Source organism: Cupriavidus nantongensis (genome assembly GCF_041726985.1).
GTDB classification, from domain to species: Bacteria; Pseudomonadota; Gammaproteobacteria; order Burkholderiales; family Burkholderiaceae; genus Cupriavidus; species Cupriavidus nantongensis_A.
The window spans coordinates 848,787-865,476 of sequence record NZ_CP168302.1; the positions used below are offsets into that span (position 1 = coordinate 848,787).

Here is a 16,690-nt window from a genome sequence, read left to right on the forward strand (position 1 = left end):
GGAAATCGGCCGTAAAAAAGGGAAGGAGAAGGAGGGGAAGCTGAAACCCGGGCGCTCACGCAGCCGCAGCCACTATGGGGCTACTTTGTGGTTACTTGCGGCCGCGATTAACACGCGCCGCCAAGCAGGCCGTTGGTGCGGGCATATTCGTAAAGCTCATAATCGTTTGCCAGACCCAGCTTTTTCATGGCGATGCTTTTTTGCGCGCTGATGGTCTTGCTGCTGCGATTGGCCTGGCGCGCAATCTCGATGACCGGGACGCCGGCTGCGCATTGGCGGATCACTTCGAGCTCCCGGCGCGTCAGGATCGGGCGGCGCGACAGTTCATCGAGCCCGCCCGAGGCGAGGATGGCGCGCACCGAGGCCGGCTGGTAGCTCAGGCCACTGAACGCGGCGCGCACCGCGGGAATCAGTTCCTGCACCGGATCGGTCTTGTTGAGAATCACCGAAATGCCGACTTTCTGGATATTGCGGATCAGCGCCGGATTATCGAGCATGGTCATGACCACGATGCGCGTGGTGGGATACCGGCGCCGCAGCATCTGCAGCATCGGCAGGCCATCGCCAAACTGTCCGCCCGGCATGGAGTAATCGGTGACGATGACATCGCAGTCGGTGCTTTCGAGCAACGCCACCAGTTGCGTCGAATTGGTGGCGCTGCCCACGACCTGCATGCCCACTTCGAGGGCCAGCACACGACTCATTCCGTCCAGGACGACGGGGTGGTCATCGGCGATGATTATCTTGATCATTCTTACCCCCTGATTTTTCGGTTCCGTGGCCACGCACCGGTGCGCCGCGGAACTGAGCCGGTATTCGATACCGGTCATCTTCGCTGACTTGAATATTAGGAGTCTTCCGAAAAACCCGAATTAAGGTATTCCTTAAATAGTACTCCGCCAATCACCAGGATGGCCATTCCGGCTGCCGCTTTTGCTGCCGTTCTGGCTGCCTTTCTGTTCGCTTGCCGAATCGGCGGGCTCGTCGAAGTACGCTTCAAGATACAAGGCCAGGTTGTCGAGATGAGCCTGCACGGCCTCCTGCGCCTGGGCCACATCCAGCTCCAGTTCCCGGCACAACGCGACGATTTCTTCGCCGTCTTGTGCCAGTGCCATGGCGCCGCGCATGCGATGGGCGTGGTGACGGAGCGCCTTCCATTCCCCGCTGCGTGCGGCGGCGGACAGCGCCGCGAAATCTTCGCGCATGGCATGCGCCAGCAGCGCCTGGCTGGCGGCGCTCTCGGGGATCCGCGGCAACCCGGCTTCGTCGTCGGCTGGTGGCATCGGCCCGGCCGCATGGTCGGGCAGCATCGCCCGCAGGCACTCGGCCAGAGGACCGAGCAAGACGGGCTTGGACAGGTAACGGTTCATGCCGGCTTCCAGGCAGCGCTCCGCCTCGCCCTGCGCGATGCTGGCGGTCAGCCCGACGATCGGCACGGTCACGCCTTGCGCACGCAGCCTGCGGCAAAGTTCGTTGCCATCCATGCCGGGCATGTGGACGTCGGTCAGGACCAGGTCGAACCGGCGCTGCCGCCACAACGCCAGCGCTTCCTCGCCGCCGCTCGCCAGCGTGGCGCGGCAGCCAAGGCGGTCGAGCTGCTGCTGCATCAGCAGCCGGTTGTAGGGATGGTCGTCGACCACCAGGATTTCCAGGCCCAGTTGCGGGACGGGATCGGCTGCGCTCGCCACTGGCGGCGCGCTGGCGGGCGTCATGCCGGCGGCCAGGCACAGCGCGCGCAGGATGCCGGCCTGGTGATAGGCGTTGACCACCCAGCTGGCGCCGACTGCCTGTGGCTCGGCCGGGCCATCGGCACGCGCGAACACCACGCCGGCATAGCCTTCCGGAATCGCCGCGATACGGCGGGTGGCGACGAACAGCACCATGCCGGCTTCGGGCGCTGGCCCGCTGCAGGCGATCGCCCTGCCTCCCATCACACGCAGCGCGTCGATGGCATGGTTGCGGATCTCGTCGTCCTCGGACAGCACGGCGACCGGCGGCAGCACCGGCTCAAGCGGGCGGCGCGGCCCCGCCTGCGGCAGCCTCAGCAAGACCCGGAACACGCTGCCCTTGCCGGGCTCGCTGTGCACGGAAACACTGCCATCCATCAGTGCGGCCAGCTGCCGGCAGATCGACAAGCCGAGGCCCGTCCCACCATACCGCCTGGCGGTGGAAGGGTCGGCTTGCACGAACGGTTCGAACAGTTTTTCCTGGACTTCGGGCGCGATGCCCGGCCCGGTGTCGGCCACTTCCAGCAGGACCGCGATCCTGCCTGCCGCGTCGGCAATCTCCGGCACATCAGCCACATCCGCCACATGGCCCGGCGGCGCGCGCCGCAGGCGCACCATGACGTGGCCTTTGGCAGTGAACTTCAGCGCATTGCCGAGCAGGTTGCCGATGATCTGGCGCACCCTTACCGGATCGCCGGCCAGACAGGGCAGGCCGGGCTCCGGATAGCACGACAGCGTAATGCCCTTTTGCAGCGCGATCGGCGCCTGCGTCCGCACCGTCGACTCGAGCAGGTCGACCGGGTCGAACGGCACGCTGTCCAGATGCATCTGGCCCGCTTCCGCGCGCGAGTAATCCAGCAGGTCGTCCAGGATCTGCAACAGGACCTGCGATGAGGACTGGATGGTCGACAGCATTTCGCGCTGGCTGGGTGCCAGGCTGGTCAGCGACAGCAGTTCGAGCGTGCCCAGCATGCCGTACAACGGCGTCCGGATCTCATGGCTCATGGTGGCAAGGAATCCCAATTTGGCGGCGCTGGCCTCGTCCGCGAGCTGGCGTGCGCGTGCCAGTTCGCGGTGCGCCTCGCGTTCGTCCGTGACGTCATGGATTGCGCACAGCAACACGTCCTCGCCTTCATAGCGGGTGCGGCGGCCGACTACCAGCACGTCGCGCGCGGCACCGGCGCCCGCCGGCACCCGCACCTCCAGGCGCACGGGAGCTTCGCCACGCTGCGCCAGGATGGCGTCGAGCCATGGCCGGCCTTGCGTGCGTGCATCCAGCGGCAGCCATTGCGCGGCCAAAGCGTTCTCGACCCGCACATGCGCATCGGCGATACGCACCACCCGCAGACCCACCGGAGCGGCCTGCATCACGGTCCGGTTGAAGCGCTCACTGTCCTCGATGCGTTCGGCGTTGCGCTGCATTGGCACCACGATCCGGCGCCGGACCAGGCGCGCACTCTGCAGCACGGCGGCGATGCCGAACCCGTACAGAAGCAGCGCCGCCACGAGCACCAGTCCGTGGTCGGCCAGTCCTTGCGACAGCGGATACGCATAGGCCGCGCGCCAGCCCTGGTCGTTCGCCATGCTGCCGACCATCAGGCTGCCTTGCTCGAACCAGTAGGCCACGCCGCGCTCGCCGGCGGCAAACTCGCGCGCGACCCGCTCGCTCAGGGCCTGTGTGCGCAACCAGCCGGCATCTCGGCCCTGGAACAGCAGCTTGCCGCGCTCATCGAAGAACACGGCGCGCTTGCCCGAAACCCGCTGCGCCGCTTGCGTGGCCCCCGGCAGGCTGACATCGCCCATCAAGGCACGGATGGGAATCGCGGTCGCGGTATAGCCGAGCAGCGTTCCCGTGGCGCTGCGAACCGGGAGGAAGCAGCTCAGCATCGCCTCCTGGCCGACGAGGCCCGGATAGGGGCCGGCCCACAGCGGCGTGCCTGCCGGCGTCGAGGCGCGCGCCTCACGGGACCGGCGCGCCAGCGCCTTGGCCCAGTTGCTGACGGCATCGGCAACCAGCGGCCCGCTCAGCGGCAGCGCCGCCGGCAGCGCGGGGGTCACCAGCGCCTCGCTGCCGTCCGCCATCAGAAACACCGAGCGCACGCCCTGCGGCGCCGTGCCCCAGTACGCGCGCTCGAAGATGGCAAAGCGGATGATTTGCGACACCGCCGCGGACCGGTCCACGCCCGGCACCGGCGCGCCGCGCATCAGGGTTGCGGGATTGATCAGCCCGGGCAAGTCGACGGCGCGCGCACTGCCCGCGGGAACGGCCATCAGCGTGGCTTCCAGCTGGGTCGCGGGACGGTCGCTGCGCACCAGCCGGTACTCGGGCCCGGTGATTTCGGCCATGCGGCGGATAAAGTACTCGTGGGTAGCCTTGGCCGCCAGCACGGCGCCAAAGTGCTGGCGCGCGGCCCACGCCTGCTCCCATACGACGCGCTGGAACCGGCTATGCAGAAACAAGGCGAGGCACCCGCTGATGACCACGATCAGCAGGGCGGCAACGACGGCGAGAAGGCGACCGGGAAACTGCCTGTTTGCGCGAGACAGCCAATTGGGCATTGGCGAAGCTCCTTCTCAGCAACCTGCCTGACGTCGCTCGGGGACCGGACATCACCCGCGCCCGATGGCTGGGGAATTTGCCTACGGATTATGCATCAACATCCCTGCCCTTCCCTGCCCTTCCCGACAGGCCGCCGTGTCGCCACGGCTGGCTGGCCATGGACGAGGCCATGCCCCGGCCTAGCGCGCCGCCGATCCCACGCAGGTGGCGTCAAGCACCGCTAACGGGTTGGCCGGGCGCGCCCTTTCCGGCGGCAGCGCATAGCGCAGCGCGCAAGAGGATTTCGCATCGCTGCCCCATTTCACCAGCAGTTCGCCGTTGTCCTGCTTCAGCCCGCGCACGATGATGCGTCCGCCCTGCCCCACAATGCCGGCCGCCTGGCCCTGCGCATCGGTGACCTCCGCCCCGAACGGCAGCGGCGCCCCATCCGGGCCCATGACCCGCAGGATCGCGGCGCGCCCCGGGTTGTCGGTCTCGAACTTCATCTTGACGATGGCGCCCGCGGTGGGGGCCGTGTTCTGCTGCGTGGTCTTCAGCGCCACGCTGATCGGCAGCCCCTTGGGGTCGATCTCGATCTGGTTGGACGAGAACGGCGTCAGGCTCGGCACGATGGCGTGGCCCCACGGGTCCACGCGCAGGCCGCTGCCATTGGTCACGCGCGCGCCGGATGCGTCCGCGGCCTCGACGATGGCCATGGTATCGCCCGGCATCGGCGTGAACGCCACGCCGCCGGCATAGGCGACGATGCCGCCGCTGATGCCGAAACCGGCCTGCGAGTAATTGCGGCCCTTGCTGGCGCTGGCGGTGACGGTGGCAAAGGGCGACACATAGCCGACGTTGGCGCCGACGGTGGCGGTGTCGGTGCTGTTGCCGCCGCCGCTGTAGCCGGCATTGATGCCGTAGGTGAAGGCGTTGTCGTCGCCGAGCGTGCCCGTCACCGATTCCTGGAGCGAGGTGCCGCCGCTGGAGTCGTGCGACAGGCTGGTCATCGAGTGCGGTGCATGCTGGCCGGTCCCGAGCGGGATCCCCACCGTCAGCATCACCCGGTTATCCCATTTGCCGGCGTTGACGTTGAACTGGCGCGATGCCGAGATCCCGTAGTTGATGCGCTTGTAGCTGTTGTTGTAGCCCGCCTGGAACTGGGTGTCGCTACCGCTGCGATTCCAGTAGTTCTGCGTGGAGCCGGTCAGGTAGAACGAGCCGTAGCCCTGCGGCAGCATCTGGTTGATGGTCACCTGCAGCCGGCCGCGCTGGATCCCGCCCATGAACATGCCCGCGGCCATGCCGCGCTGTTCCAGGTCGCGCAGCGCCATGGCATCGGCCATGCTGAGGTAGCCGCTGCTGGAGTAGCGGTAGGCCGCCAGCGTCAGGTTGGTGTTGGTCGGCGCCACCAGCTTGCTGTACGACAGCCGCACGCTCTGGCCGTCGCGGCCGCCCGCTTCCTGCAGCGTGGTCCATGCTTGCGTGATGTCGGCACCGAAGGCGCCCAGGTCCGTGTTCAGCGCCCCGCCGCCCATCACCGCGGTGTAGTCCTGCGCCACGATAAAGCCCCCGTAGCCCGTCACCATATTGCTGATGCCGTGCTGGACCGTGCCCTGCATCATCATCGGCCGGCTGTGGAGCGACACATTGCGGTACTGCCCCACGGTAATGCTGTAGCGCGTGATGCCCGGGCGCAGCGCATTGACAGCCGCGGCAAAGGGCAGGCGCGAGGTGCGCACGCTGCCGTCGGCTTCGGTGATCACCAGTTCCAGGTCGCCCCCGTATCCGGTCGGATACAGGTCGGTGATCTCGAATGCGCCGGGCGCGACCGTGGTTTCGTAGATGATGTTGCCGCTCTGGCGCACTTGCACCCGTGCATTGCTGTTGGCAATGCCGCGCACGACCGGCGCATAGCCGCGTTGCGATTCCGGATACATGCGGTCGTCGCTGGCAATCTGCACGCCGCGGAAGCCGAAGCTGTCGAACAGCGCCCCGTCTGTATAGGCCTCGCCGATCACCAGTTGGCTGCGGATCGGTGCCAGCGAGCGCTGCAGGCTGGTCTGCACGCTCTGGTAACGGCTGCCCTCGAAATCGCCATGGGTCAGGTTGCCCACATGACGGAAGCGCCAGCCGCCGAAGTTGAAGCCGGCGTTCAGGCCGACATAGCTCTGCGTGGTCGAGAAGCCGGCGGCATCCGAGTGATAGACGTTGGCGTTGTACTGCAGCCGCGCCGCGGTGACGCCCTCGTCCCAGTACTTGGGATCGACATAGCCGCGCGCCGTGCGCGACATGGCGATCTGCGGCACCGACACGTCCAAGCGCTGCTCGCCGTTGTCGAAGCTGGCGGTGGCATCTGGCACCAGCTCGGGCAGCGCCACGCAGCCTGCCACCAGTCTTGCCGAGGCCTCGGGCGAGAGTTTAGCCAGGTCGATGCCGATGCGCTCGACCGCGGCGCGGTCGAAGCAGGGCTGCACATTGCGGGTATCGTCGCCGACCTGGCGCAGCGTCGCCTCGGTCCGGCCCAGCCAGACGTCGTTCACGTAGAGCTCGGCGCGATAGCTTCCCGGCAGGGCCACGTTGCCCTTGTTGAAGCGGCTGACGTCGATGCGGACCCCACCCGGCTGTTGCAGGAAGGTGTCGTTGAACTCGACTTCGGCGAGCATGGTCGAAGCGCCGGCACCGCCGGCCGCTCCCCACGCATTCACACTGGCAAACAAGGACAACACCACCGCACTGGCCGGACGCAGCCGCGACGGGAACGACGAGGTCATCTTCTGGGTTTTCATGGTCTATGCCGGATAACTGGCACTGCGCGGGCAAGACTTGCCCCTGCCGCCTGCGCGGCATCGTCAATCGAAGGCATTCAGCCTGGAAGATCGCCGGGCGGCGCCCGGCGCTAGGTCAGCGCGAAATTCAGCGCGAAGTTCAGCGCTAGAGGGCCGGGGCGGTGCCGCTGTCGAGCGAGGCTTCGCCGCGTGCGGAGCCGCCGTAGTCATTGATGGTGTTGAAGCGGACCCTGGCGTCGGGGCCCTGCGCCACCTCGCCGGTCAGCGGAAAGCTTTTGGTTTCGCCCGGCCCGACCATGCCGCCGTCTTCAAAACGGGCACTCTTGCCACCACCGACCAGTTCGATCCTGGAGAAGGAAACGTGATACGCGCTCGGGTTGGTGCCTTCCAGCGCGGGCTTGCCACCGGCCTGGACCACGCGCCAGCGGATCATGGCCGGTGCTTCCTCGGCCTTGCCTTTCAGTCCGGCAGGACGGAAGAACAGCTTGATGCGTGAACGAAACGCCAGTTGCAGCTTGTTGGTATCGGCCTGATCCGCGCCCGGCTTGGGCGGAATTTCGAGCACGTTGAGCCAGAACACGGATTCGCGGTCCTGCGCCAGCGGCTCGCCGGTGTAGAGGATGCGCAGCGTCTGGCCCTTGCCCGGGTCGATGCGCGCCACCGGCGGCGTCACGGTGAACGGCACCTCGATGGCTGCGGGCGCGGCCTTGGGATCGCCCTTGTCGATCCACGCCTGCGTCAATGCGGGCGTCTTGCCTTCGTTGGTCAGCTTGATGGTGGTCTCGCTCTCCTGCGCGCGATAGATGACGCGCGTACCGGCGATGACCACGGAGGCCTGCGCTTGCACTGCACTGAGGAGTCCCAGCGCAACAACGCCGGTGGAAATCAGGGACTTGATCGTCATGTTCTTGCTGGCAGCGATCGCCAGCTCGGGTGAACCGGCAGCCGGATCGGCCGCCAAATTGGTTTACCGGCGCGACGTCAGGTATTGCAAGGCGCGGAGCGCGCCGGTATCACGCTCCGCACCCAGGAGGCCCCAGGCTTACTCGTAGGCGATCGAGTACATCACGCTGGAGTTGGCGGCACCGGCGGTGGCCTGGCCGGTGGCGTAGTACTGCGCGTAGTACCACAGCGTAGCGGCGCCATTGGTGATGGGAACAGAGTTCGAGCCCTGCGCCGCATCGGTGAAGCCGGCCTTGATCGGGGTGTTGGCGGTGCCGCCGTTCAGCAGGCGGATCTGCACGTTCTGGGCGCCTCCCGTCTCCAGGATCAGGTTGCCGGTGGTGGCGTCTGTGGTCGGGCCAGCTTCGAAGAATGTATGCACGTTGCCGCTGTCCGGCGTGCAGTCGGTCAACGCAATGTTGAAGGGCGTCTGTCCGGCAACATTGCCGGGCGCCTTCAGGGTCGAGGTAGAAACCGTCGGCAGCTGCACGTTAAAGTCGTGGGAGTTGGTGCCGTTGCCGTTGATCTTGCAGGTCTGGGCGGTGATGTTGCCATTGAAAGTGATGGTGCCGTCGGCGGCATGGGCAAACTGCGCGCCCATGGCGGTACCGGCAACGATCAGTGCGGCGAGAAGCTTGTTATAAGTCATGATGGGTGATTCAAGTAAGTTGGTGGGTCAATGGCTCGCGGATCCGGCGGATCCCGCCCTGCCCCGTGCGGTCGTGCAATTGCCGGTAAGGCTGTGCAATTGCCGGCCGCCCCGAGGACAAGTGGAATATAGGGATGGGGCTTAATGCCACCAATCAGGCAAGCCTTAGATCTTGTTCGGAATTTTCCCTTTGACATACCAGGGTCACGCCATGATGCGTTGACGCCACCGGGAACAGGCCGCCCCGTTGCAGGGCCGCCGCTGCGCGCGTCAGGCGAAGCGCGGCAGTGTCACCGATACCGCCAGCCCGCGCGGCTGCGCGTTGCGGGCGGAGACCGTGCCGCCATGCGCGGCGATACCCGCATGCGCGATGCTGAGCCCGAGCCCGGCGCCGGCCGGATGGCCAGAGCCGCTGCGCACCCGAAAGAACGGCTCAAACAGGCTCGCCAGCGCTTCGGCCGGCACGCCGGGGCCACCGTCGACGATATCGAGGCTAATCTCGTGCGCATTGGCCTGCAGCGTCACGCTCACCGGTGCAGCCGGGTCGGTGTAGCGGATGGCGTTGCGCAGGATGTTCTCGATGGCGCTGCCCAGCGCCGCGGCATCCGCGTCAAAGAGCAGTTCGTCCGGCGCGGTCCAGTGGATCGCCACGCCACGGGCCGCGGCCTCGAAGCGGGCATCGGCGACGATCACGTCGACCAGTCCGGCGAGGTCGATGGGGCTGCGCACCGGCGCCATCGCATGCAGCCGCGCCAGCTGCAACGTGCGCTCGACCAGGGCATCGAGCCGCTCGGTCTCGCGCTCGATGCGATCGAACTGCAGCGCGAGCGTGGCATCGCGGCGGCGCGCCAGCTCCAGCGACAGGCGCAGCCGCCCCAACGGCGAGCGCAGCTCATGCGCAATATTGCGCAGCAGCTGCTCGCGCCAGTCCACCAGGCGCTGCAGCTGGTCGGCCATGGCGTCGAAATCTCGCGCCAGCTGGCCAAGCTCGTCGGCGCGGCGGGCCAGCACCGGCGGCGTGCGCGTGGCCAGCTCGCCGTCGGCGAGCGCCTGCGTGGCTTCGCGCAGGCGCCGCACCGGGCCGGTCACGTGCCGCGTCAGGGCCCAGCACAGCGGCGCCGACACCGCCAGCGCGAACAGGCCGAGCGCCAGCGCCACCGGCGACAGGTGCAGCACCTCCCAGCGCGACGAATCGAACGGCAGGAACAGCATCAGCACCTCGCTGCCGTCCGGCAGCGCGATCGGTTGCGGGTCCCACCATGACACGCGCGCGCCGGGCCGCGGCACATGCGCGACCGCTTGGCCGATCATGCCCGCGCCCCACATCGGCACGATGCGGTCGGCCAGATGGTTGCGCAGCCGCGCCGGCAGCTGCCGGCCCAGCATGTCTTGCAGCGCGTGGTCGACGATATAGACGTCCAGCGCCGACGCATGCGAATCCATTGCCCGCAGCCAGCGCCGCAGTCCGGGACGCCCCTGGGTCCGCGCCACCTCGACCGCGTCTGCGGTGAGCGCGGCGGGGCTCAGGCCGTCGAGCGCCTCGAAGCGGTACCAGGCCACCGCCGCCGTCAGCGCCATGCCGATGCCGACGATCGCGGCCATGCCCAGCCAGAACGCCAGGAAGTTGCGCCAGAACAGCGGCAGCGGAAACAGCGTGCGCATGCGGCGCCAGCCGTTCACGGCGCTTGCACCAGCAGGTAGCCCTGGCCGCGCAGGTTGCGGATCCGCAGCGGCGACGAGGTGCCGTCGAGCGCCAGCTTGCGGCGCAGCGCGCTGACGTGGGTGTCGAGGCTGCGGTCGTAGCGCTCGGGAGCGCGTCCCAGCGCGAAGCGCCCGATCTCCTCCCGCCTGACCACGTGGCCCGCGGAACGCATCAGGATTTCCAGCACGCGCTGCTCGGCGCCGGTCAGCGTGGCCAGCGCCGGTCCGTGCATGGCTTCGCCGGAGGCCAGGTTCAGGCGCAGCGCACCGGCCTCCAGCCATGGGCTGGCGCCGGTGGCCGGCGTGGCGCACTGGAACCGGCGCAGCACCGCGTGCATGCGCGCGCGCAGCTCGCGCGGGCTGAAGGGCTTGCTCAGGTAGTCGTCGGCACCGAGTTCCAGCCCGAGCACGCGGTCAGTCTCGTCGCCATGCGCGGTAAACATGATCACCGGACGCTGCGAGCGCGCGCGGTGCAGGCGCAGCAGTTCAAGCCCGTTGCCATCGGGCAGCATCAGGTCCAGCAGCGCGACGTCGTAGTCGTTGCGAGCGAGCAGGGTCTCGCCCTGCTCGCGGGTGTGCGCCAGCGTGACGGTGCAGTGATCGGGCTCCAGGTATTCGCGCAGCATCTGCGCCAGTTCCAGGTCGTCGTCGATCAGCAGCACGCGCGCGGGCGGCGTGTGAGAGCACATCAGCATGCAGCTTGCCGGGGCCTGGCAGGCCAGGAGCGGGCCGCCGGCCTCCGGTTCCGTCAAGAAACGTCAAGAAAACAAAAGCTGTCCAAAGTGACTGGTTAGCAATTTGTGCCCCGATTCTAATATGAGAATGATTGTTATTTGCATACAGCGGGGAAAATAATGAAGGACAGGCAGGCCGCCGGAAGCTGGTGGGCATTGAAGGCGGCAGCACGGACAGCGGTAGGGACGACAGCAACGGGGGGCAACGCGCGGGGCCAATGGACGAAAGGGCTGGCCGCGATCTGCGCGGCTTCGGGCATGACGGGGGCCTGGGCCCAGGCACAGGACCCCAGCGCGGACGCAACCCTTGCCACCGTGGTGGTGACAGCGGCGGGCAGCGCGCAGGATATCCGCGATGCGCCCGCTTCGATCAGCGTGGTCACGCGTTCGGAACTGGAAAACAAGGCTTACCGCGACATCAACGACGCGCTGGTCGAAGTGCCGGGCGTGATCGTCAGCGGCGGCGGCGACCGCACCGATATCAGCCTGCGCGGCATGGGCGCCAAGTACACCCAGGTGCTGATCGACGGCAAGCGCCAGAGTTCGCGCGAGACCCGCACCAACTCCGACTCGTCCGGCGTCGAGAGCAGCTGGACCCCGCCGCTGGCCGCGATCGAGCGGATCGAGGTGGTGCGCGGCCCGATGTCGTCGCTGTATGGCTCCGATGCCATGGGCGGCGTGGTCAACATCATCACGCGCAAGGTGCCGAAGCAATGGACCGGCGAGCTGCGCGGCGATGCCACGCTGCAGCAGCACAGCGACTCGGGCAACCAGTACCAGGGCAACTTCTACCTGGCCGGGCCGCTCAAGAGCGACCTGCTGGGGCTGCAGCTGTACGGCCAGAGCACACACCGCGTCGAGGACGAGATCGACCACGGCTTCCGCGGCCGCCGCGCCGAGAGCCTGACCGCCAAGCTGGCGCTCACGCCCACGCGCCAGCACGATATCGTGTTCGAGGCCACCGGCATGCGCCAGCAGCGCAGCGAGACGGTGGGCAAGACCGTGCCGCCGCTGCCGCCCGGCACGCCGTGCCCGCGCACCGGCTGCCCCACCTCGTCCGAGACCGACTACCGCAGCGAGAAATACGCGTTGTCGCACACCGGGCGCTGGGGCTTCGGCGTCTCTGACAGTTATATCCAGCAGGAGGAGTTCGACAACCGCAGCCGCCAGATGAAGATCAGGAACCTGGATGCGCGCACCAGCTGGGCCATGCCGCTGGGCAACCACATGCTGTCGGTCGGCGCCGAATACCTGAACCAGCGCCTGAACGACCAGACCGGCAACCAGATCGCCGGCGGCCCGAACCGGGTCGAGCGCTACCAGTGGGCGCTGTTTGCCGAGGACGAATGGCGCCTGGCGCAGAGCTTTGCGCTGACCGGCGGCGTGCGCATGGACCATGACCAGAACTTTGGCCAGCACTACAGCCCGCGCCTGTACGGCGTCTGGCACGCGGCCGAGCGCTGGACCGTCAAGGGCGGCGTCTCCACCGGCTTCCGCGCGCCGGACCTGCGCCAGACCGTGGCCGGCTGGGGCCAGACCAGCCGCGGCGGCAATATGTACGGCAACCCGGACCTGAAGCCCGAGACCATGGTGTCGCAGGAGCTGGGCCTGCTCTACGACAAGGGCAACGGCCTGCAGGCCGGCGTGACGCTGTTCAACAATGACTTCAAGGACAAGATCACGCGCGTGGCCTGCCCGCTCACGCAATGCACGGATGGCCCGAACCAGTTCGGCGCCGCCCCGACCACGTACATGAACGTGGACCGCGCCTACTCGCGCGGCGTGGAAGCCAGCCTGCGCTGGCCCATCGCGCAGGCGTGGTCGCTGACCGGCAGCTATACCTACACTCGCTCGGAACAGAAGACCGGGCAGTACCAGGGCCAGCCGCTGAACCAGCTGCCGATGCACCTGCTGGTGGCCACGCTGAACTGGCGCCCGTCGGAAAAGCTCAACGCCTGGGCCCGCCTCAACTACCGCGGCAAGGAAAGCCAGCCGATTACCGGGCCGTCGTCCAGCACCGTGGTGGCGCCGTCATACACCTTCGTCGACCTGGGCGCGACCTATGCGCTGACCAAGAATGTGTCGGTGTTCGCCGGCATCTACAACCTGTTCGACAAGCAGGTGAACTACACCGACTACGGCTATGTCGAGGATGGGCGGCGTTACTGGATGAGCGTGGCGGTGAAATTCTGATCGGTGCGCGCGATGCTGGGCGGCATGCTTGCCTCAGGCTACCTCGTCCGCCCGGCACGTCGCCGGCACCTCGCCGTAGCGTGCCATCAGCGCCCCGGCAACCGCATTGGTCCAGCCAAAGCCGTCCTGCAGCGGATACTCGCCGCCGCCCCCGCCCCGGGCGGTGCCTTCGATACGCCGGATGCGGTATTTCTCGACCAGCTTGCATTCGTGGGTGTACAGGCTGGCCACGGTAGCCAGCCAGCGCCGCGCAATCTCGCGTGCTAGGGCCTCGTGGCCATAGCGCTCCAGGCCGCATACCGCCAGCCACTGCAAAGGGGCCCAGCCATTGGGATGGTCCCATTGCTGGCCCGAGGTGAATTCGGTGGTGGCCAGGCCGCCGTCGACCAGCAGCCGGTCCTGCGCTGCCTGCGCCACCGCTTGCGCCTGCGCCGGACTGGCCAGGCCGAGATAGAGCGGCATCATGGTGGCCGCGGTCAGGTACCGGCGCGGCTCGCCGCGGCACCAATCGTAGTCGGTAAAGACGCCGGCGGCGCCGTCCCACAGGTATTGCTGGATGGCTGCTTCGCGCCGCTGCGCCGCGGCGCGGTAAGTCTCCGCCGCGACGTCCCCGGCTTGCTCGCACAGCGCGGCAAGCCGTGTTTCCAGGTGCCACAACAGCGCATTGAGGTCGACCGGCAGCATCGCCGTGGTGCGGATGGTGGCCAGGTCAGCGGGCTGCCCGGCGCCTGGGCCAGGCGCATCGAGCCAGCGCGAGCTGAAGTCCCAGCCCGACTCCGCCGCGGCGCGCAGGTCGCGGAACACCATATGGTGCGGGCGGCCGCTGCGCAGCGCGGTCTCCATGTCTTCCAGGAAGGCCTCCTCGCGCGGCCACGGGCGGTCGTCCCAGTAGCGGTTGAGCAGCGCGCCGTCGGGCAGGCAGACCACGCGGCGGTGCGCATGGCCGGGACAAAGGCCGTCGGCGCCGTCCATCCAGAAGGCGTATTCGCGGCGCAGCTGCGGCAGGAAGTCGAGCGCGCCGGCCAGTTGCTCGCGCTCGAGCAGGTCCACCATCAGCGCGAACACCGGCGGCTGCGAGCGGCTCAGGTAATAGTTGCGGGTGCCGTTCGGCACCAGGCCGTAGGTATCGATCAGGTAGGCGAAATTCCGCGTCATCTCCACCATCAGGTCGCCGTGCCCGCTGCGGGCCAGCCCCTGCATGGTGAAGTAGGAATCCCAGTAATAGAGTTCACCGAAGCGCCCGCCCGGCACCACGTAGCGGTGCGGCAGCGGCAGCAGCGACGACAGCGGCGGATGGGCCACGGGCGCGCGCGTCAGCACCGGCCACAGGCCATCGATATGCTCGCGCAGGGTGCTGGCCGGATCGGACACGTAGTGGCTGTCCGGTACGGTGGCGCGGGTGAAATACGCCTGCACGAAATCCGCCAGCGAAAAGCCGGGCGTGTCGCGGGTCTCGCGATAGCGCGCCACGATCAGGTCCGGGTCGCAGTTGGGAATGCAGTCCGGGAAGGTCTTGCTGTCGGCGAACAGGCCGCTGTGCTGGACGTCGACGAACAGCTCGCAATAGCGTGCCGCGGGCGACAGCATGTCGGCGCAGGCGCAGCCCGGCAGCGCGTGCGGCGGCGGGCAGTCGCGGTGCGTGATCAATTTCGGCTGCGCCGCCGCATGGATCTTGCCGGGCGCCGCGGCGGGGCCGGCCACGGCGCCGGCCCCGTCGGGCGTGGCCGGGGCGCTGCGCGGCACCGTGCTGCCGCTTGCGGCGGCGCCGGCCGATGGCGGCACCGCGGATTCGGGATCGGGCTTGCCGGTTGGCCGCATGGACGCCTCCTTGTACCGGCCGCGGCCGGCTGCAATGGGATAGAAATAGGAGCCGCAGCGCGCACGGTAAGTTCGCCGCCGCGCCGCAAAGCGGCGCATGTGCCACGCCGGGACAAACCCGGATGCGCGCTACACCTCCTTCTCGCCGTGCTGCACCGGGATCGCCGGCGCGGCCTCGCGCACGCCCAGTTGCATGAAGATCCAGGCCGAGGCGCAGGTGATCAGCCCCATGCAGATAAAGGTGGCATGGAAGGCCGGCAGCACCGCGGCAGGATCCCCGCCAAAGCGGTGCTGGAATGTCGCCAGCAACGCTCCCGCCGCCGTCACGGCCAGGCTCATCGACAGCATCTGCACCATCGACAGCATGCTGTTGCCGCTGCTGGCGCCAGCGCCGCTGAGGTCCTTCAGCGTGACCGTGTTCATCGCCGTGAACTGGATGGAATTGACCATGCCGAACAACGCCAGCAACGGCACCAGCAGCCACAGCGGCAGCTGCGGCGTGATCAGCGCGAAGGCCGCCATCACCACGCCCACCACGAAGGTGTTCGACACCAGCACGCGCCGGTAGCCATGGCGCTGGATCAGCCGCGTGGCAAGCCGCTTGGAGGCCATGCCGGCGGCGGTGACCGGCAGCATCATCAGGCCGGCGTCGAGCGGCGCATAGCCCAGGCTGACCTGCAGCGTCAGCGGGATCAGGAACGGCATCGAGCCATTGCCGATGCGCGCAAACAGGTTGCCCAGCAGCCCGACGCTGAAGCTGTGGATGCGGAACAGCCGCAACGGGAACAGTGGCTGCTTGCGGCGGTCGGCATGCAGGCCATAGGCGGTCAGCGCGGCCATGCTGGCGATCAGCAGCATCAGCACGGTGGCGTGCTGGAAGCCCAGCCCGGCGAGGCCGTCGATAGAGAACGACAGCGCCAGCATGGCAGTGGCCAGCAGCAGGTAGCCGGCGATGTCGAAGCGGCCGACGCCGGCCAGCCGCGCATTGGGCATGTAGCGCACGGTGGCGAGCGCGCCCAGCACGCCGACCGGCACGTTGATCAGGAAGATCCAGTGCCACGACAGCGCCTGGGTCAGCCAGCCGCCCAGCGTGGGCCCGATCAGCGGGCCGATCATGCCGGGGATGGCGACGAAGCTCAGCGCCTGCAGGTACTGCTCGCGCGGGAAGGTGCGCAGCACCGAGAGCCGCCCCACCGGCAGCAGCATCGCGCCGCCCACGCCCTGCACCACGCGCGCACCGATCAGGAAGTTCAGCGTCGGCGCGTAGGCGCACAGCAGCGAGCCGGCCACAAACAGCGCGATCGCGGTTTGGAAGATGGTGCGGGTGCCGAAGCGGTCGGCCAGCCAGCCCGAGGCCGGGATGATCACCGCCATCGTCAGCGAGTAGGCGATCACCACCGACTGCATCCGCAACGGGCTCTCGCCCAGGCTATGCGCCATCGACGGCAGCGCGGTGTTGACGATGGTCGAGTCCAGCGTCTGCATGAAGAAGCCGACTGCCACCACCCACAGCATGATGCGGCGGGTGCGGTCGTCGGGCGCGGGCGAGGTCATGGTGCGGCTCCGGGGCCGGCCGGCGCCGCGGTGAACCTGGCGCG

At 68.0% G+C, this 16,690-nt stretch carries 10 protein-coding genes; 1 reads left to right on the forward strand and 9 read right to left on the reverse strand.

Going from position 1 to position 16,690, the window contains the following annotated elements; all coding sequences use genetic code 11:
* Positions 1-107: 107 nt before the first annotated feature.
* From ACEI37_RS03590 to ACEI37_RS03620, 7 genes are all read right to left on the reverse strand, one after another.
* Positions 108-752, reverse strand: coding sequence for a response regulator (locus ACEI37_RS03590; protein ID WP_373377707.1), 645 nt, complete (start codon positions 750-752; stop codon positions 108-110).
* Between the two features lie 132 nt (positions 753-884).
* The gene (locus ACEI37_RS03595; RefSeq protein WP_373377363.1) at positions 885-4,187 is read right to left on the reverse strand and encodes an ATP-binding protein; all 3,303 of its coding nucleotides are present in this window, start codon (positions 4,185-4,187) and stop codon (positions 885-887) included.
* A gap of 279 nt (positions 4,188-4,466) precedes the next feature.
* Positions 4,467-7,055 carry a fimbria/pilus outer membrane usher protein gene (locus tag ACEI37_RS03600; protein WP_373377364.1) on the reverse strand — a complete coding sequence of 863 codons (2,589 nt, stop codon included), beginning with the start codon at positions 7,053-7,055 and terminating at the stop codon, positions 4,467-4,469.
* A 145-nt stretch (positions 7,056-7,200) separates the two neighbouring features.
* Positions 7,201-7,959, reverse strand: coding sequence for a fimbria/pilus periplasmic chaperone (locus tag ACEI37_RS03605; protein ID WP_373377708.1), 759 nt, complete (start codon positions 7,957-7,959; stop codon positions 7,201-7,203).
* A gap of 138 nt (positions 7,960-8,097) precedes the next feature.
* Complete coding sequence (locus ACEI37_RS03610) at positions 8,098-8,646, reverse strand: fimbrial protein (protein ID WP_373377365.1); 549 nt, start codon at positions 8,644-8,646, stop codon at positions 8,098-8,100.
* 270 nt (positions 8,647-8,916) lie between these two features.
* Complete coding sequence (locus ACEI37_RS03615) at positions 8,917-10,326, reverse strand: ATP-binding protein (protein ID WP_373377366.1); 1,410 nt, start codon at positions 10,324-10,326, stop codon at positions 8,917-8,919.
* Positions 10,323-11,042 (reverse strand): response regulator transcription factor, encoded by a 720-nt coding sequence (locus ACEI37_RS03620; RefSeq protein ID WP_373377367.1) that lies wholly within the window; start codon positions 11,040-11,042, stop codon positions 10,323-10,325. The genes ACEI37_RS03615 and ACEI37_RS03620 overlap by 4 nt, the downstream gene beginning before the upstream one ends.
* Positions 11,043-11,339: 297 nt before the next feature.
* On the opposite strand from ACEI37_RS03620, the gene ACEI37_RS03625 reads away from it, so the two are divergent.
* Positions 11,340-13,274, forward strand: a complete 1,935-nt coding sequence (locus ACEI37_RS03625) for a ligand-gated channel protein (RefSeq protein ID WP_373377368.1) — start codon at positions 11,340-11,342, stop codon at positions 13,272-13,274.
* A 33-nt stretch (positions 13,275-13,307) separates the two neighbouring features.
* On the opposite strand, the gene treF is transcribed toward ACEI37_RS03625, so the two are convergent.
* Positions 13,308-15,092, reverse strand: a complete 1,785-nt coding sequence (gene treF, locus ACEI37_RS03630) for an alpha,alpha-trehalase TreF (protein ID WP_373377369.1) — start codon at positions 15,090-15,092, stop codon at positions 13,308-13,310.
* 129 nt (positions 15,093-15,221) lie between these two features.
* Entirely contained in the window at positions 15,222-16,646 is a 1,425-nt protein-coding gene (gene mdtD / locus ACEI37_RS03635; RefSeq protein ID WP_373377370.1) for a multidrug transporter subunit MdtD, read from the reverse strand.
* Positions 16,647-16,690: the final 44 nt, after the last annotated feature.